Annotated in this window: 18 protein-coding genes and 2 tRNA genes; 6 read left to right on the forward strand and 14 right to left on the reverse strand. The window is 71.2% G+C overall.

Features of this window, described 5'->3' with window-relative positions:
• Positions 1 to 15: 15 nt before the first annotated feature.
• The 6 genes from AB0C87_RS37830 to AB0C87_RS37855 form a co-directional block, all read right to left on the reverse strand.
• Complete coding sequence (locus tag AB0C87_RS37830) at positions 16 to 717, reverse strand: GntR family transcriptional regulator (protein WP_360581606.1); 702 nt, start codon at positions 715 to 717, stop codon at positions 16 to 18.
• 80 nt (positions 718 to 797) lie between these two features.
• Positions 798 to 1,379, reverse strand: coding sequence for a TMEM165/GDT1 family protein (locus AB0C87_RS37835; protein WP_360581607.1), 582 nt, complete (start codon positions 1,377 to 1,379; stop codon positions 798 to 800).
• Between the two features lie 217 nt (positions 1,380 to 1,596).
• The gene (locus AB0C87_RS37840) at positions 1,597 to 2,664 is read right to left on the reverse strand and encodes a UDP-N-acetylmuramate dehydrogenase (RefSeq protein ID WP_345178411.1); all 1,068 of its coding nucleotides are present in this window, start codon (positions 2,662 to 2,664) and stop codon (positions 1,597 to 1,599) included.
• Between the two features lie 104 nt (positions 2,665 to 2,768).
• Complete coding sequence (locus tag AB0C87_RS37845) at positions 2,769 to 3,194, reverse strand: MaoC family dehydratase (RefSeq protein ID WP_345178409.1); 426 nt, start codon at positions 3,192 to 3,194, stop codon at positions 2,769 to 2,771.
• Positions 3,194 to 3,631 (reverse strand): MaoC family dehydratase N-terminal domain-containing protein, encoded by a 438-nt coding sequence (locus AB0C87_RS37850; RefSeq protein WP_089315429.1) that lies wholly within the window; start codon positions 3,629 to 3,631, stop codon positions 3,194 to 3,196. The genes AB0C87_RS37845 and AB0C87_RS37850 overlap by 1 nt, the downstream gene beginning before the upstream one ends.
• Before the next feature lie 367 nt (positions 3,632 to 3,998).
• On the reverse strand, positions 3,999 to 4,703 hold the full coding sequence (locus tag AB0C87_RS37855; protein WP_360581608.1) for a TIGR00730 family Rossman fold protein: 705 nt from the start codon (positions 4,701 to 4,703) through the stop codon (positions 3,999 to 4,001).
• Between the two features lie 305 nt (positions 4,704 to 5,008).
• Here AB0C87_RS37855 and AB0C87_RS37860 point away from each other — a divergent pair, with 305 nt between their 5' ends.
• The gene (locus AB0C87_RS37860; protein WP_360581609.1) at positions 5,009 to 5,587 is read left to right on the forward strand and encodes an NUDIX hydrolase; all 579 of its coding nucleotides are present in this window, start codon (positions 5,009 to 5,011) and stop codon (positions 5,585 to 5,587) included.
• 287 nt (positions 5,588 to 5,874) lie between these two features.
• Here the strand turns inward: AB0C87_RS37860 and rpmG are convergent, their stop codons facing one another.
• The 4 genes from rpmG to AB0C87_RS37880 all read right to left on the reverse strand — a co-directional run bounded on the left by rpmG (position 5,875) and on the right by AB0C87_RS37880 (position 7,804).
• Positions 5,875 to 6,039, reverse strand: coding sequence for a 50S ribosomal protein L33 (rpmG, locus tag AB0C87_RS37865; protein WP_067466611.1), 165 nt, complete (start codon positions 6,037 to 6,039; stop codon positions 5,875 to 5,877).
• A gap of 118 nt (positions 6,040 to 6,157) precedes the next feature.
• A tRNA-Met gene (locus tag AB0C87_RS37870) sits at positions 6,158 to 6,231 on the reverse strand.
• 292 nt (positions 6,232 to 6,523) lie between these two features.
• Positions 6,524 to 6,596: transfer RNA gene (locus AB0C87_RS37875), tRNA-Thr, on the reverse strand.
• An 80-nt stretch (positions 6,597 to 6,676) separates the two neighbouring features.
• Positions 6,677 to 7,804, reverse strand: a complete 1,128-nt coding sequence (locus AB0C87_RS37880) for an acyl-CoA dehydrogenase family protein (RefSeq protein ID WP_360581610.1) — start codon at positions 7,802 to 7,804, stop codon at positions 6,677 to 6,679.
• A 79-nt stretch (positions 7,805 to 7,883) separates the two neighbouring features.
• On the opposite strand from AB0C87_RS37880, the gene AB0C87_RS37885 reads away from it, so the two are divergent.
• Entirely contained in the window at positions 7,884 to 8,915 is a 1,032-nt protein-coding gene (locus AB0C87_RS37885) for a hypothetical protein (RefSeq protein ID WP_360581611.1), read from the forward strand.
• Between the two features lie 63 nt (positions 8,916 to 8,978).
• On the opposite strand, the gene AB0C87_RS37890 is transcribed toward AB0C87_RS37885, so the two are convergent.
• Positions 8,979 to 9,707, reverse strand: a complete 729-nt coding sequence (locus tag AB0C87_RS37890; RefSeq protein ID WP_360581612.1) for a hypothetical protein — start codon at positions 9,705 to 9,707, stop codon at positions 8,979 to 8,981.
• A gap of 563 nt (positions 9,708 to 10,270) precedes the next feature.
• On the opposite strand from AB0C87_RS37890, the gene AB0C87_RS37895 reads away from it, so the two are divergent.
• The 4 genes from AB0C87_RS37895 to AB0C87_RS37910 are packed head-to-tail and all read left to right on the forward strand — an operon-like array spanning position 10,271 to position 13,146.
• A complete protein-coding gene (locus tag AB0C87_RS37895; protein WP_353831433.1) occupies positions 10,271 to 10,918 on the forward strand; it encodes a class F sortase in 648 nt (215 codons plus the stop codon).
• Position 10,919: 1 nt separating this feature from the next.
• Entirely contained in the window at positions 10,920 to 12,314 is a 1,395-nt protein-coding gene (locus tag AB0C87_RS37900) for a glycosyltransferase family 2 protein (RefSeq protein ID WP_360581613.1), read from the forward strand.
• 3 nt (positions 12,315 to 12,317) lie between these two features.
• On the forward strand, positions 12,318 to 12,482 hold the full coding sequence (locus tag AB0C87_RS37905) for a hypothetical protein (RefSeq protein ID WP_160160924.1): 165 nt from the start codon (positions 12,318 to 12,320) through the stop codon (positions 12,480 to 12,482).
• 55 nt (positions 12,483 to 12,537) lie between these two features.
• A complete protein-coding gene (locus tag AB0C87_RS37910) occupies positions 12,538 to 13,146 on the forward strand; it encodes a cadmium resistance transporter (RefSeq protein ID WP_360581614.1) in 609 nt (202 codons plus the stop codon).
• Positions 13,147 to 13,255: 109 nt separating this feature from the next.
• On the opposite strand, the gene AB0C87_RS37915 is transcribed toward AB0C87_RS37910, so the two are convergent.
• From AB0C87_RS37915 to AB0C87_RS37925, 3 genes are all read right to left on the reverse strand, one after another.
• Positions 13,256 to 13,414, reverse strand: a complete 159-nt coding sequence (locus AB0C87_RS37915) for a twin-arginine translocation signal domain-containing protein (protein WP_345178380.1) — start codon at positions 13,412 to 13,414, stop codon at positions 13,256 to 13,258.
• 352 nt (positions 13,415 to 13,766) lie between these two features.
• Positions 13,767 to 14,351, reverse strand: coding sequence for a hypothetical protein (locus AB0C87_RS37920; protein ID WP_360581615.1), 585 nt, complete (start codon positions 14,349 to 14,351; stop codon positions 13,767 to 13,769).
• A gap of 464 nt (positions 14,352 to 14,815) precedes the next feature.
• Entirely contained in the window at positions 14,816 to 15,613 is a 798-nt protein-coding gene (locus AB0C87_RS37925; protein ID WP_360581616.1) for a GNAT family N-acetyltransferase, read from the reverse strand.
• Between the last annotated feature and the right edge of the window lie 211 nt (positions 15,614 to 15,824).

Genomic DNA, 15,824 nt, shown 5'->3' on the forward strand with positions numbered 1-15,824 from the left:
GGCGGGCCGCGGCGATCATGTGGACGGGCGCCACAGGCCCCGGCGTTCGAGGTGGCCTGCCAGCAGCTCCCCGGCCCGGACGATGTGCGCGCGCATCTCCTCGCCGGCCGCGCGGGCGTCGCCGTCCCGGAGCGCCGCGAGGATCCGCCCGTGGTCGCGGACGGCGACGCCCGGCCAGCCGGCGAGGCGCCCGTACAGGCCGCGCGGCACGTACCGGGCGGCCGTGCCGAGCGACCAGGCGAGCTTCGGCGAGTCGGCGGCCAGGTTGATCTCGCGGTGGAAGCGGTGGTTGCGCTCCTCCATGAGGTCGGGGCGGTGCGCGGCCTTGTCGCGGGCCAGGGCGCGCTGGAGGCCGTCCAGGCGTTCCAGGGCGGCGGGGCCGATCCGGGGCGCGGCGCGCACGGTCAGCTCGGCGGCGATGCCGGCCTGCACCCAGAAAAGATCTTGGACGTCCCGCTCCGACAGCGGCGCGACGACGAACCCGCGCCGCGGCTCCAGGACGACGAAGCCCTCGCTGCGCAGCGACTTCAGCGCCTCCCTGACGGGCGTGACGCTGATGCCGAACTCCAGGGCCAGCCGTTCCAGCCGCAGGTGGTCGCCGGGCCGGATGCGCCCGTCCATGATCAGTTCGCGGATGCGGGCGGCGGCCTCGTCGCTCAGCTGGAGCCGCGTGCCGAGCGCCTGCCGCGGCGGGGGAAGGGAGGCGGGTAGGGCCACGGTGGTAACTCCCGTCCGGGCCCTTCCGCGGTGGAGCCTCGCTACCGCTCAGGGGCCCTGGAGGGAGTGTTCCCGCCGGGTCACGCGGTGATGCCCTCGATCAGCAGCAGGACGCCGAAGACGGCGAACCCCGCCGCGGCGCCGTACTTGATGACGCGCTCGGGCAGCCTGCGGCCGAGCATCTGGCCGACGACGATGGCGAGCGCGTCGGCGGCGACCATGCCGACGGTCGAGCCGAGCCAGACGCCGGTCAGCCCGGCGAGGCCGCCGTGGTCGGCGGCGAGGGTGACGGTGGCGAGCATCGTCTTGTCGCCGAGCTCGGCGAGGAAGAACGCCCCGCCGACGGCGAGGATCGCCGACCCGGTGGCCATGCGCGCCTTGTCGCGCTCGGCGTCGTCCAGCTCGTCGCCGCGCAGCGTCCACAGCGCGAAGCCGAGGAACACGATGCCCGCGATGATCGAGATCGGGCCGGTGGGGAGCGCGGCGCCGAGGGCCGCGCCGAGGGCGACGCTGGCCAGGTGGACGATCGCGGTCGCGGCCGTGATTCCGATCAGCACCGGGAGGGCGCGGAAGCGGGTGGCGAACGTCATGGCCATGAGCTGGCTCTTGTCGCCCAGCTCGGCCACGAAGATCACGGCCAGACTGATGAGGAAGGCGGTCACCTGGTCCCTTTCGCTCGTGCTGCCGGGCGAAGGGCGGGGGCTCGCGCGCACGACCTCGGCCCGGCATGACTGCCAGGCCGAAGGTCTCGTCCGCCGCGATGTGACCGGGCCCGCGTGACCGGGCGCCGTCGGCGGCGCCAGCATGTCGACCACGCGATTGGGACTACTCCCCCTCGACGCCGTCCACCCTACCAAGGAGCCTCGGGCGGGCCCCGGGTCAGAGGGTCGCGCCCACCATGACGGGCTCGTTCACCAGCTCGACTCCGAACGCGTCCCGGACGCCGTCGCGGACCTCGCGGGCCAGCGCGAGCAGGTCGGCGGTGGTGGCGCCGCCCGGGTTGGTGAGGGCGAGGGTGTGCTTGGTGGAGATGCGGGCCGGGCCGCGCGCGTGGCCCTTGGCGAACCCGGCGCGGTCGATGAGCCAGGCCGCGGACGTCTTCACCCGGCCGTCGGCCTCCGGGTAGCGCGGGAACGTCGCGTCCGGGCCGAGGCGCTCGGCGACGCGGCGTTCGAGCTCGGCGAGCCGGTCCGGGTCGAGGATCGGGTTGGTGAAGAAGGACCCGGCGCTGCGGGTGTCGGGGTCGGCCGCGTCCAGGACCATTCCCTTGCCGCGCCGCAGTTCGAGGACGGCGTCGCGGGCCTCCTTCAGCGCGACCCGGTCCCCCGGCCGGACGCCCAGCCTGCGCGCCAGCTCGGCGTAGGCGATGGGCTGCGACTCCTCGGCCTCCTCCAGGGCGTACGTGACGTCCAGGACGACGTACCGGTCGTTGCCCTTGAAGGCGCTGTGCCGGTAGGTGAACCGGCAGGCGTCGCGGTCGAGGGCGACGCAGTCGCGGGCCTCCCGGTCGTAGGCGCGGACCTCCACGATCGTCTCGCTGACGTCCTGCCCGTAGGCGCCGACGTTCTGGATCGGCGTCGCGCCGACGCGGCCGGGGATCCCGGACAGGCATTCGACTCCGGCGAGGCCGTCGGCGACGCAGCGGGCGACGAACGGGTCCCAGTCCTCGCCGGCCTGGACGCGCAGCAGCACCCTGCCGCCCTCGGCTGCGACGCGCTCGGTGCCGCGGGTCCCGACGCGCACGACGGTGCCGGGGAACCCGTCGTCGGACACCACGAGGTTGCTGCCGCCGCCGAGCACCAGGACCGGTTCGCCCTCGTCGTCGGCCTTGCGGACGGCCGCGACCAGCTCCGCCTCGGTCGTCGCCTCGACGAAGCGCCGCGCGGGACCGCCCAGCCGCAGCGTGGTGTATCCGGCCAGGTTCACGTCTTCGGCGAACACCGCCACGTCGTCTCCCCCTCCTGCCGTGCCCCGCGCCGCCGGGCCGGCCCGCCCTCGTCCCCTCGACGCGCGCACCGGCCGGGACGATCCCGGCCGGTGTGCCGCCGCGCTCAGGCGAGCCTGACGACCGCCTTGGCGCGCGTGAGGACCTTCTGGTCGTTGGACCTGGCGGTGAGCGCCACGACGACCTTGTTGTCGTCGAGCTTCTCCTCCACCTTGCCGCTGATCTCCAGCGTCGCGCCGCCCTCGTCCGGGACCACGACCGGAGAGGAGAACCGTACCCCGTAGTCCACGACGGCGCCCGGGTCGCCGGCCCAGTCGGTGACGAACCGGCCGCCCTGCGCCATCGTGTACATGCCGTGGGCGATCACATCCGGGAGGCCGACGGCCTTGGCGACGCCCTCGCGCCAGTGGATCGGGTTGAAGTCGCCGGACGCGCCCGCGTACATGACGAGGTTGGCGCGGTCGACGGCGTAGGTCTGCTTGGGGATCTCGGTGCCGACCTCGACGTCGGCGTAGTTCACCTTGGCGGTCATCAGGCACCCCGCTCCACGATCGTGTTGTAGGACTTGCAGACCGGCTCGCCCTCGACGGTCGCGATCTCGGTCTCCACGACCATCTTCTCGTTGTTGCCGATCGACCTGATCTCGGTGATCGTCGAGGTGCAGGTGATGACGTCCCCGGCGCGCAGCGGGCGCGTGTACTCGAAGCGCTGCTCGCCGTGCACGACCATCGCGTAGTTGAGGCCGAGGTCGGGGTCGGCGAGCCCGGGGTTGCCGAGGGAGACCACGATCGGGAAGGTGGGCGGCGCGATGACGTCGGGGTACCCGGCCGCCTTGGCCGCCTCGCGGTCGCGGTAGACGGGGTTGCGGTCGCCGATCGCGTCCGCGAACTCGCGGATCTTCACCCGGCTGACCTCGTAGGGCTCGCTGGGCGGGAAGCTCCGCCCGATGAAATCACGGTTGAGTGCCATGCAGTCCGTTCCCTCCAGATGGACCAGGGCCCCGCGGACTCGCCGGCCGCACCGCTCCGCCGGCCGGGGCGTCCGGGCGCCTTCTGAGCGCGCTGGTTCCGCCTCTCCGGACGGACGGTAACAGAACGGCATTCACACCGTCCGCGCGGGTCTCAGTGCCAGAACGGAGAGTTCGTGACGGTCTGGGCGGCCTGGGGAATGAGCGGCCTTCTGGAGGAGCGGCGGACGGCGGGAATCGGACACTGGGCGAAAGTCTCGGCACATACATGAAACTCCCGGTCGGGCAGCGAGAACGCTGTCCGACCGGGAGTCCACTGACGCTCAGGGATCCCGCCCAGGGAGCGGGACCCTTACTTCACGCCGCCCCCTAGGAGGCGGTGTGCCCGGGCATGAGGGCCATGACCTCGTCCACCGTGTCGACGATGGTGTAGAGGTCGGGGTCCCCCGGGGAGATCTTGCCGCTGGGCAGCATCGTCCCCCGGATCCAGGCGTCCAGGCCCCCCCAGTACTTCTCGCCGACCAGCACGATCGGCCGCGGGGGGATCTTCTTGGTCTGAACGAGGGTCAGCGCCTCGAACAGCTCGTCGAGGCTGCCGTTGCCGCCCGGCAGCACCACGATCGCGTCCGAGTACTTCACGAACTTCACCTTGCGGGTGAAGAAGTACCGGCACTCGATCCCGACGGTGAGGTACGGGTTGAGGTGCTGCTCGTGGGGGAGCTCGATGCCCACCCCGATCGACACCCCGCCGTTCTGGAACGCCCCCTTGTTGGCGGCCTCCATCGCGCCGGGGCCACCGCCCGTGATCACCGCGAAGCCGGCTGCGGCCAGCGCGGCGCCGATGCCGACGCCGAGCTCGTACTCGTCCGTGCCGGGTGCGGTGCGGGCGCTGCCGAACACGGCGACCGTCGGCAGGCCGATGCGGTCGAGGACCCGGAAGCCCTCGGCGAACTCGGCCTCCGCGCGCCGGCCCAGCATCGAGCTGGGCTCGACCAGTGCCGGCTCGGCCGCCTGCGAGGCGGGCAGCTGTATGTCTCGCTCCTCCGGACCGGAGGAACAGATCGGTTCTGTCATGTTGGTTCTCCGTTGAACCCGCCTTACGCCGTCCGAGACGGACGCAAGGGCACCCCGGCCTTCGGGATGCGATGTTGATCGTCCGCTGGTCCGGTCGAGCCGCAACCTCCCTTGGCGGACGAGTTCACGACCGGCGATGACCCGTGTGCGCACCGTTCTGACCGGTCTGCGCACCGCGATGACAGGGCCGTCTACCAGGCGCTCCGCGCCCATTGCCGGGAGCCTTCGCGCCTGGACTGTCCAACCTGCGGCATCGTGCCGCGCCAGATATCCGACAAACAAGAACAAAAGGGAGTGAAGCAGCCATGAGCGCTGCCCGAAATACGCACCCCAAAAGGTGTGACGGTCATTCCGTCGGCGTCATCATCACCGATCCGGTCCTGGGCGTCCTGATCGGCGACATCTCCGACGGCCGGGGCGCGTCCGGCGTTGGCGGGCATGTCGAGGACGACTTCGACGGCTTCGACCAAGCGGCCCACGGGGAGGTCAACGAAGAGACGGGTCTGACCGTCACGTCGCTGAACCCGCTGTTCCCGGAGCCGAAGTGGCGCGCCAACCCCTGCAAGCGGGGGGACGGCCCGTTCGGTCTCGGCCACAAGTGGCAGCTGTACCGCGCCACGGTGGCCGACGTGAAGGCACTCCGCCTCGACAGGAAGTCGTTCCGGAACCTGCGATGGGTCTCCGAGGCCCAGTTGCAGGAACTGGCGGAGCGCACCCTGCGCTACGCCAGGGGCGAGATCACCCGCGGGGAGTGGGAGGAGCGTCCCGGCCTCACGTTCTCGTGGGTCCTGTGGTTCGTCCTGGCCGGCATGATCGAGATGCCGGAGGCGGAACTGCAGGAGATCGAAGACGCGATGCTCAACGACACGAGCAACCGTCCGTGAAACCCGCCCGGGGACCGGCCGGCAGCCACGCTGCCGGCCGGTCCCCGGGACCTGCGTTCCGGACGGACGGCGCCCGGAACGACGTTCAGCCCGCCCTCGCGGACTGCGAGAACGGGCTGATGCGTGTCAGTGGCAAGCGTGCGAAGAAGTCTGCGCTGCGGGGCGGACTCGCACCGTGGCCGGGTCTCCCGGGCATGGACCGTGGGTCCTTGGCCAGCGGGTGTCCCGATGCGGACGGTGGGTCCTGGCCCTGCGGCAGGGCAGTACTTCTCCGTCCGGGACCTCGGTTAGCGGGTCTCCTTGTGCGGACGGTGCGTCCGGCAGTTCGGGCAGTACTTCTTGATCTCCAGGCGGTCCGGGTCGTTGCGCCGGTTCTTCCGCGTGATGTAGTTGCGGTGCTTGCACTCCTGGCAGGCCAGCGTGATCTTCGGCCGGACGTCGGTGGCAGCCACGATGGAGTGCCTTTCTGAGCTAGGGACATGGACTTTCGGACCTCGGCCGTCCCCGGGGGACGGCCGGCGATTCGACCCAGCCTGCTCACCCCCGTCGGGGGGTGAGAGACCTGGGTAGTAGCGAGGGCCGGACTTGAACCGGCGACACAGCGATTATGAGCCGCTTGCTCTGCCTGACTGAGCTACCCCGCCGAGATGGTCGGTGTGGACCGGATTGCCAGGATACCGGATGCTCACCGAGCCCTGGGAACACGAGAACCCGGACGATGATCGGGGAACCGGTTCCGCGGGCTCCGCGGGACCGTCTCCAGAATACCGGGTGCGCCGGTGAGCTGCGAAACGTCCTGCTGGAACCGGTGGGACGGTACCACAGGCACAGGTATGGAGCGAATCAGGGCGCTCGGCGCCGCGGGGGCGGCGACGGCCGCTCCCCGGTACGACGAAGGCCGCCCTCCGGAATGCGGATGGCGGCCGGTTTGCCGTGAGCCCCTTTACGGAATCGAACCGTAGACCTTCTCCTTACCATGGAGACGCTCTGCCGACTGAGCTAAAGGGGCCTGCGTCGTTCGCGCAGTGAAACCATACAGGGTCCGGGCGCGTGGTGCGAACCGGATTCCCGCGCCGGTGTCCGCGCTGGTCAGCGCAGCAGGTTCCGGGCGATGACGAGCTGCTGGATCTGGCTCGTCCCCTCGTAGATGCGGAAGAGCCGGACGTCGCGGTAGAAGCGCTCGACGGCGACGCCGCGCATGTAGCCCATGCCCCCGTAGACCTGGACGGCGCGGTCGGCGACCCGTCCGACCATCTCCGAGCAGTAGTACTTGGCGCAGGACGGGCCGAGCTTGGTGTCCTCGCCGGCGTCGTAGGCGCGGGCCGCCTCCAGGACCATCGAGCGTCCGGCGTACAGCTCGGTCTGGGAGTCGGCGATGAGCCCTTGGATGAGCTGATACTCGCCGATCGCCTTGCCGCCCTGGCTTCGCTCCTTGGCGTACGCGACGGTCTCGTCGAGGATCCTCTGGGCGAGCCCCACGCAGACGGCGGCGATGCTGACCCGGCCATGGGCGAGTGACGCCATCGCGGTGCGGAAGCCCGTCCCCTCCGTCCCGACCATGGCCTCGGCGGGGACGCGCACGCCGTCGAAGAAGACCTCGGCCGTGTGGGCGCCGCGCTGGCCCATCTTCTCGTCGGACGGGCCGACGCGCAGGCCGCCCGCGCCCTTCTCGACGAGAAAGGTGGAGATGCCGCGGGAGCCGGGGCCGCCCGTCCGGGCGAAGACCATGAAGACGTCGGCCTCGGGCGCGTTGGTGATGAACCGCTTGGCGCCGTCGATGACGTAGTCGTCGCCGTCCCGGACCGCGGTCGTGGTCAGCGCGCTCGGGTCGGATCCCGCCTCGGCCTCGGTCAGCGCGAACGCCCCGACGACCTCGCCGGACGCGAGCCTCGGCAGCCAGGCCTCCTTCTGCGCCGCCGTCCCGGCGTTCACCAGGACCTGCCCGGCGATGCCGTTGCTGGTGCCGAACATGGAGCGGAACGCGGGGCTGGCGTAGCCGAGCTCGAAGACCAGCCGCACCTCCTCACCGAGCGAGAGGCCGAGCCCGCCGTACTCCTCGGGCAGCGCGTACCCGAACAGGCCCATGTCGCGGGACGTGCGCCGGAGCCGCTCCGGGATCGCGTCGGTCTCCTCGATCTCCTCCTCGCACGGGACGACCTGGTCGCGGACGAAGCTGCGGACGGCCTTGAGCACGTCGGCGAAATCCTGGGGCTCCATGGGCCCTATTCTAGAATCAGATTCCAAGATGGTGGGCGGATTCCGGCCCGGCGCACCCGATATGCCAAGGTGATCGTTTATGTCGCTCCAGCCTCTCGTCGATCAGATCGTCCGGGCCGCGGTGGTCGAGGACCGCTCCTTCGGCGACCTCCTCCCGCAGCTCATGCAGGTGTTCCAGACGGCCTCCCCCGCCGAGATGACCGCCGCGATGCCCCGCCTCGCCGAGGGCATCGCGGAGGCGCCCCCGAACCTCGGCGGGTGGCTCGCCATCGTCTCCGGCGCCTGGGTCGAGAACGGCGCCGACCCCGACCCCGTCGGGGCGCCGCTCGTCCACCGCATCTCCGAGGTCACCGCCGCCGCGCTGGCGTTCGCGAACGCGTGGGACCAGGCCGCCGGCGGCAAGCCGCCGCCGGACATGCAGGAGGAGCAGCCCTCCCAGCAGGTCTTCGACACCGTCGCGCCGCACCTCGGGGACGGCGCCGTGACCGCGATGATGTCGTGGTTCGCGCTGCCGCAGTTCGCGATGGCGGGCTGCACCGTCCTGCAGATGGGGCCCGCGGTGCGGGCGGGCATCGCCGACCGCGACTTCTGCGCCTTCGCCGCCGGGCAGGCCGCCCAGTACCTCGGGCAGATGGAGCACTACCAGGCGCTGCTGCGCGTCCTGGACGGCGAGCGCCTCCTCGTCCTCGACCGCGCGAGCCGCAAGGGGTGGACGGTCACGATCGGCGGGCTCGGCGACAACTTCCAGCTGCACGTCCTGCTCGCGGGCGCGCTCATCGGACGTCCCGGCGGGCTGACCGGCGACCGTCCCGCCCCCGAGATCATCGCCTGCTTCCTCAACGCCGACACCCCGCCCGGGCGCCCGATCATCTCCAGCCCGTGGAACCTCGTCGACGCGCACGGCGAACCGATCTGGAACGAGGGCGTCCCGGCCGACATCCCGGTCGTGAACGGCACCCGCGTCGTCGTGATCGATCCGCCGTCCTACGAGCGCACGTTCCCCGCCGGACGGCGCTTCCCGCTCATGCCCGGCACCCTCCGCATGGAGGGCATGCACCTGCCGGAGGACCTGGACGCCTGGTGGCCGCACATCGCGGCCCCGACGCGTTAACAGCAGGGCGGCCCCGACGCGCTGACGGCAGGGCGGCCCCGACGCGTTAGGCGGGGGCAGCGGTCAGGAGTCGAAGCGCACGAAGACGGCGGTGGCGTCGTCGTACCGCTTCCCGCGGGCCGCGGTCGCCTCCGCCTCCGCGGCCCTGGTCCTCCTGACGAGTTCCCGCGGGCCCTCCTCGTCGAGGAGGCGGAGCAGGTCGCCCCACTCCATCCGGCCGAACCGCTCCACGAGCCTGGACGCGCCGTCGCTCAGCACCGCCGCCCGCCGCAGCCCCTCGACCGGCACCTCGCCGGTCAGCCCCTCGTACGCGGCCTCCGGCCTGGTGCTCGCCACCCAGAACCCGCCGGGGCTGTTGCGCGCCCGCCGCACGCCCTCCAGGGTGTAGCTCGGCAGATGGTCGACCCGGTCGTCCCGGAAGACCCTGATCTCGCCGACGTCCACCACGATCGGCGAGTCGGCGAGGACGTACCACTCCACGGCCCCGCCGCGGCGGCGCAGCAGCGACACGGTCGCGGACGGGCTGTCGGGATTGCCCAGGTCGCACGTCTCGGTGTGCGCCTCCGCGGTCACCTTGATCGCCTCGGCGACGAGGTCGGGCAGGGGCTTGCCGTCCTCCAGCGCCAGCAGCGCCGCGATATGCCCGCCGAGCCTGCGCACCAGCCACGCGGGGTCGTGCCGGCAGCCGCTGTCGACCCCCTGCGGGGCGGTCGCGCCGTCCAGCAGCACCACCCAGCCGGGGCCGGCCGCCACGAAGTCCTCGTTCTCCCGTCCCGGCGTCGCCACACTCACATAACTCACCTGCACGGATGCAGGTCTACCCGGTGGCCCGCCCCTTGGGGAGCCGCTAGACCAATTCCCTCATCCCGAGTTCCCGCGCCGGTCCTGATGTGGTGGCCCTAGGGACGCGAACGCCGCCGCCGGGCGTGGCCCACCCACTCCCGCGCGTTTCGGCCCCGGCCCGAGGACCAAGCCGACGACCCCTGTGACCTGCGAAGATCATTTTCGGCCGAGAGATGGGCCACTTTCGGACAGCGATGTTTGTATCCACCGTCGCGGCCGTCCCGCCGTCGCCGACCGGCGCCCCCTCGCCGCCCACTCCGACCCCCACCGACATTTCCGCAGGTCAAGTGCCACATAGCGCAACGCTCTGGTTCGCAGCGTCCCTGCCTGAACCACCTGGTTGACAGGACCAATGACTCCCTCATGGGACAAGCCACCTCAACTGTCACAGGACGTTCATCTGCGACTTCACCGTCCTCACGCCCCAAACGTTAACTCTGGCTCATTACCGTTCGACCACCACCGCGTTCCGCGGCCCCCACCCCCCGAGCGGCGAGAGGAGCACGACCCCAGTGACGTCTCGTGGTCAACGCGCGCGCGTGCTCGCCGCCGTCGCCGTGGGCGCGTCCGCCCTGCTCGTGGCCGGGTTCCTGGCTTTCCAGGCCTTCCGGGGAGACCCGGCGACCGCCGCTCCGCCGATGCCGTCGCCCGACGCGTCCCGTCCCGCCGAGCCCGCCACGACGGCGTCGCTGCCGCCCGCCGCTCCGCTCCGCCTCGAAGTGCCGCGGATCGGCGTGCGCACACCGCTGATGAAGCTGGCCAAGAACCCGGACCGGACGGTCGAGACGCCGCCGCCGAGCCGCGCGCAGGAGGCCGGCTGGTACCGCCTCGGGGCCGCGCCCGGCAGCCGGGGCGCTGCCGTGATCATCGGGCACGTGGACTCGGCGCGCGGCCCGGCCGTGTTCTACCGGCTGGGAGAACTGCGCCCCGGCGACCGGGCCAGCGTCCTGCGCGCCGACGGCCGCACCGCCGTGTTCCGGGTCGACTCCGTCGAGCGGTTCGGCAAGGACCGCTTCCCCACCCGCCGCGTCTACTCCGACCCCGGCTACGCGGCGCTCCGCCTGATCACCTGCGGCGGGCGCTTCGACCGCGCCACCGGCCACTACGTGGACAACGTCATCGCCTTCGGTCACCTGATGCGCACCGAGGGGACCCGCTGACATGCGCCCCGTCTCCGGCGCCCCCGACGGGCCCCGCCCCCACCAGGGACGGCACCGTCTCCCGCGCCCCGCTCCGCACGTCGGGGCGTCTCCCGTCCGGCGGACGCCCGGTTCGGGACACCTGGCGTCCCCGTTGGCGCGGGGAGGCCCCAGCACCCACCGCGCCCTCTCCCCGACCGTCACCGTCCCCGACCGGGTGGCGGCCGCGCTCATGCCTCCGCCGGTCCGGCGCCCCTCGCCCCCGGCTCCGTCCCCGCCTCCACCCGTCCACGCCCGGCCGCGGCCCACCCCGGCGCCGTCCCGCAAGGGGAAGGACGGCAAGCGCGACCAGGCCCCCGTGCGCGCGAACGCAATGCGCGTGACCGTCCTGATCCCGGCGCACAACGAGGCGAAGCAGATCACCGAGACGATCGCCTCGCTGCGCCGCCAGGAGCGCCCCCCGGACCACATCATCGTGATCGCCGACAACTGCACCGACGCCACCGCCGCGTTCGCGCAGCTGTGCGGCGTCGAGATCGTCGGCACCCGCGGCAACGAGCACAAGAAGGCGGGCGCGCTGAACCAGGTCCTCGACCGGCTGCTGCCGATCTTCGGCCCGGACGACGCGATCATGGTGATGGACGCCGACTCGGCGCTCGACCCCGGCTTCATCCGGCACGGCGTCGAATACCTGGCCACCGGCCGGTACGCCGCCGTCGGCGGCACCTTCACCGGCAAGCCGGGCGGCGGCGCCGTCGGCATGTTCCAGCGCAACGAGTACGCCCGCTACGCCCGCGACGTCCGGCGCCTCCAGGGCAAGGCCCTCGTCCTCACCGGAACCGCCACGATCTTCCGGGCCGCCACGCTCCAGGAGGTGGTCGCCGCCCGCCGGGACCGCCGCCTCCCCGGCCTGCCGCACGTCTACGACGTCCGCGTCCTGACCGAGGACAACGAGCTGACCCTCGCCATCCTCCACCTCGGGTTCCGCATCCTCTGCCCGAAGGAGTGCACGCTCACCACCGAGGTGATGCCGACCTGGCGCGAACTGGCCCAGCAGCGCCTCCGCTGGAAGCGCGGCGCGCTGGAGAACCTCGTCGACTACGGCTGGACGCCCGTCACCCGGCCCTACTGGGGACGGCAGCTGCTCTCCCTGGTCGGCATCCTCGTGATCACCGCGTACCTGCTCTCGCTCGCCTACTCGGTGATCTGGCTCGGCGGGATCCAGATCAGCCCGCTGTGGGCCGGCATCACGGTGATCTTCATGGTGGAGCGCGTGGTGACCGTCCGCCGGCGCGGCCCGGCGCAGATGGCGATCGCCGCCACCATCGTCGTCGAGATGGTCTTCGACGTCTTCCTCCAGATCGTCCAGGCGCGTGCGTTCTGGCAGGCCGCCTGGCGCAAAGAAAGGAAATGGTGATCCATGTACAACAACCCCCCGATCGGCGGCGTGGCCGCCGGCTTCGGCGGCGCCGCCGCCGCGTCGCCCTGGCTCGGCCTCCAGGCCCTCTGGCTCGGCCTCGCCCTCTTCACCCTGGTCTCCGCGGGCCTCGCGGTGAAGCGCATCCTCCCCGCACGCAAGGGCTGACGGTGAAGGCCGGGCCCCTCCCCGGCCTTCACCCCTCTCCGGTAGGTTCCGGCGGATGGGGTCAATAGCGGGCACGGTCGCGACCGCGTGCGGCATGTTCGCTGCGACGAACGTCGACGACCTGATCGTCCTGACCGTCCTCTTCCTGTCCGGACGCGCGACCGGGTCCCCGCGGCCCTGGCAGATCTGGGCGGGCCAGTACGCGGGCATCGCCGCCCTGGTCCTCGTCTCGGTGGTCGCCGCGCTGGGCCTGACGATCGTCCCGGACGAATGGATCGGCCTGCTCGGCCTCGTCCCTCTGGCCCTCGGCGTCCGCGGCCTCGTCGCGGCCGTCCGCGCCGGAGACAACGACGGCCCTCCCGCGGTCGCCTCGGGCCTGCTCCCGATCGCCAGCGTGACGATCGCCAACGGCGCCGACAACATCTCGGCCTACACGCCGGTCTTCCGCACCATCGGCCCGGAGTCCACCCTCGTCACCGTCGCGGTCTTCGCGGCGGGCGTGGCCCTGTGGTGCCTGACCGCGTCCTGGCTGGGCTCGCACAAGAAGGTCATCGATCTCCTGGACCAGCACGGCCGATGGCTGGTCCCGATCGCCTTCATCACCATCGGAGCCTTGATCGTCCTACAGTCCGCCGCTGACCTCCGCCACGCCCTCGGCTTCTGACCCCGGCCCCTGCGTGAGCACGCACCGCAGCCGGAAGAGGCACAACCTGCCGGGCGCAAAAGCAGGGCCGGGCCCCCTCGTGGAGGGGGCCCGGCTGAATTCTTCGCGATCAGCGCTTCGGCTGCTCCGTGGAGGAGTCGCCAGAGCGAGGAGCCTCCTGCTGGGGGCTCTTCTTCTCTTCGTCCTTGTCCTTGCCCGTCACTGCGAGCACAGCCCCGACAGCCGCTGCTCCGATGACCTGTCGCCGGGTGATCTTGGCGTCTCCCATGGTTCTCTCTTTTCTCTTGTTTTTCAGTTGACTGCGGGACCGAGCCCGCAGGACGTACCGTCCGGGCACCACGCCCTAGCGCAAGCGGCCGAGAGCATTCGGTGAGAACGACGGCATCGCATCGGGATCAGCGCGCGGAGTCAGCGGCATCGCGCGCATCCGCGGAGCCAGGAGGGTGGGCCGCTGAACACCGAGAGCCCCCAGGCGCGATCGCGACTGGCCGAGCCGGCCGTCCCGTGTGAGAGACACATGCGAAGGAGAGCAGACGAAAGCGCCGACAAACGCGTGACTGCCTTTACGTGAACCCCGCAATTCACGTAAAGGCAGTCACTTCCGCGGCGTCAGCTGCCGGCTATTTGAACGAGGTGTAGCGGCCGTGGGGCGCGGTCAGCACGAAGCTCTTGTACTTCCCGGTCTTGCAGTTGCTCCAGGTGTAGTACGAGTTCCCGTAGATCTTGCGCATCTCGAAACCGCGGGTGACGACCAGCGTCGTCTTCGGCGGCACCGTGGTCTCGTCGCTCTGCGTGGTGGTGATGCTCTCCGACTTCTCGAGACCGCCGCCGACCTTCACGTTCACCTCGGCGAAGATCCAGGCCTTGAACGACGCGGAGGCCTCGACGCTGACGTTCCACTTCGTGCTCGCCTGCTTGGTGAGGGTGTAGGTGCGCTTGACCGACCGCTTCGACTTGTTGATCAGCTTGTCCCGCTCGCCCGTCGACTTGCGGTAGTTGACCTTGCGCTGGACCTTGACGGACCAGCCGGGGTCGCAGTGCGGGCTCGCGGCCCTGACGACCTTGCCGTGCGCCGCCACCTGCCCGGCGGTGCTGGAGTGGCCGGAACCCGAGACCCCCAGTGCGATGGCCGGGACGGCGACCAAGGCGGCCGCTCCGGTGCCGATCGCGGCGATGCGGGCCTGCTTTGCCTTCGAGCTCTTCACGAATTCTCCCTGAGTCGATACGTGATTTCCGATCGGTGGGGAGAGCTTAGAAATCCAGGAAGAAAGCACCCTAGGGCCTTAGGGCCCTACGCGGCGCTGACGGGGGCCCCAAGCCCGGCACTCAAAACGCGCATTGCAGAGAGAAGAAGCGGAAACCGGACATCGAGATGACGCGCCTTCCCGCGTCCCCCGGGGCCTACGGCGCGGAATTTCCATGACGAGGACTGGCAGGCCGATTCTTCCGCCCGCATTCTGCGAGCCATGCGATGGCGCGTGCCGCCCAGGGCCCCCGAGGTCCTCGGTCCCGATCAGTCAGCCTGACCGCCATGTGGACGCGGCGATCGTCCCGACCACGCACGGAGCCCAGCGATCCGTCTCGACACTGGCCCTTGAACACATGAGGCCAGATCTTGGCGCCCCCAGACACCGGCTATATCGAGTCGGCGGCGAAGCCACGTCCGGGTTCAGGCGGAGCGGGAGAACGTCACGTAGTCGGCGACCAACCGGTAGCCGAGACCTTGATAGGTGGCGCTACTCGCCGGAGTCGCGACGTGCACGATCTCGGTCGCGCCGGCGGCCAGCAGCGAGCGGGTGACGGCGGCCACCAGGGCGGTCGCGTAGCCGCGTCCCCGATGCTCGTTCGTCGTGTAGATCAGGTCGAGCCGCACCGCCGAGCCGAACCGCGGGCCGTGACCGGCGACCGCCACCACGCGGCCACCGGTCTCCCAGACGTACAGGTCACCGGCGGCGAGGCGGCCGGCGACGGCGCCGAGCGTGCCGTGGCCCCGGGTGACGGCCTCGTACCAGCGGTCCAGCAGATCGTGGTCCGTCGGCGCCGCGGGCCGCGCGAAGCCGTCCGGCACCGAACAGGGCCGAAGCGCCTCCAGCCGGTACAACCGCAGTCGGGGACCGACCACCCGCCCGGGACATCCCGACGCGAACGCCTCGGCAAGGTCACTGCGGCCCTCCCACGCGTGGGGCGCGCCGTCCATATACCCCGGCAGCGCAGCCGCGGCCTCCACCGGCATGTCGCCAAGAAGCAACGGGCCGAAAGAGGGGCGGACGAACGCGCCACCGACCGTCCCCCCAGGATCTGTCCACCATCCGAACAGCGGCGGAGTCCCTCCACCACCTGAGCGGCGGAAGGCGGACAGCGCGATCAGCAGCGGGAGGTTGGTCGCCGCCCGCGCGAGCAGGAACTCCTCCCCTGGGCCGAACTCAGCCGGGTCGCCCACCACAGACCAGCCGGAAGTCAATGCCACGTCCGCCCCCTCCAAGCAACGGGAACCACCTGACTTCTTCGGACATCGGCAGCGTCTCAGAAGACCACCTCGTCCGGGCCCGGACGGCGGCATCCGCTCGTTCGGAGGGGATCCGCACCGACGCCGACGCCATGATCATTGCGTGTTGCCGTCGTGGTCGGACGGTCGTGAGTGCACCACGAGAGAGTCTCGAGGTGTCACGTTAAAAGGA

It is taken from the genome of Actinomadura sp. NPDC048021 (assembly GCF_040653135.1).
Classification (GTDB): domain Bacteria; phylum Actinomycetota; class Actinomycetes; order Streptosporangiales; family Streptosporangiaceae; genus Spirillospora; species Spirillospora verrucosospora.

What these genes read in the sequence shown, in the direction of transcription:
- AB0C87_RS37900 (WP_360581613.1), top strand. Translation starts at nt 10,920, where the DNA reads ATGCGCCCCGTCTCCGGCGCCCCCGACGGGCCCCGCCCCCACCAGGGA.
- AB0C87_RS37855 (WP_360581608.1), bottom strand. Translation starts at nt 4,703, where the DNA reads ATGACAGAACCGATCTGTTCCTCCGGTCCGGAGGAGCGAGACATACAG.
- AB0C87_RS37885 (WP_360581611.1), top strand. Translation starts at nt 7,884, where the DNA reads ATGTCGCTCCAGCCTCTCGTCGATCAGATCGTCCGGGCCGCGGTGGTC.
- AB0C87_RS37850 (WP_089315429.1), bottom strand. Translation starts at nt 3,631, where the DNA reads ATGGCACTCAACCGTGATTTCATCGGGCGGAGCTTCCCGCCCAGCGAG.
- AB0C87_RS37880 (WP_360581610.1), bottom strand. Translation starts at nt 7,804, where the DNA reads ATGGAGCCCCAGGATTTCGCCGACGTGCTCAAGGCCGTCCGCAGCTTC.
- AB0C87_RS37860 (WP_360581609.1), top strand. Translation starts at nt 5,009, where the DNA reads ATGAGCGCTGCCCGAAATACGCACCCCAAAAGGTGTGACGGTCATTCC.
- AB0C87_RS37915 (WP_345178380.1), bottom strand. Translation starts at nt 13,414, where the DNA reads ATGGGAGACGCCAAGATCACCCGGCGACAGGTCATCGGAGCAGCGGCT.
- AB0C87_RS37910 (WP_360581614.1), top strand. Translation starts at nt 12,538, where the DNA reads ATGGGGTCAATAGCGGGCACGGTCGCGACCGCGTGCGGCATGTTCGCT.
- AB0C87_RS37905 (WP_160160924.1), top strand. Translation starts at nt 12,318, where the DNA reads ATGTACAACAACCCCCCGATCGGCGGCGTGGCCGCCGGCTTCGGCGGC.
- AB0C87_RS37845 (WP_345178409.1), bottom strand. Translation starts at nt 3,194, where the DNA reads ATGACCGCCAAGGTGAACTACGCCGACGTCGAGGTCGGCACCGAGATC.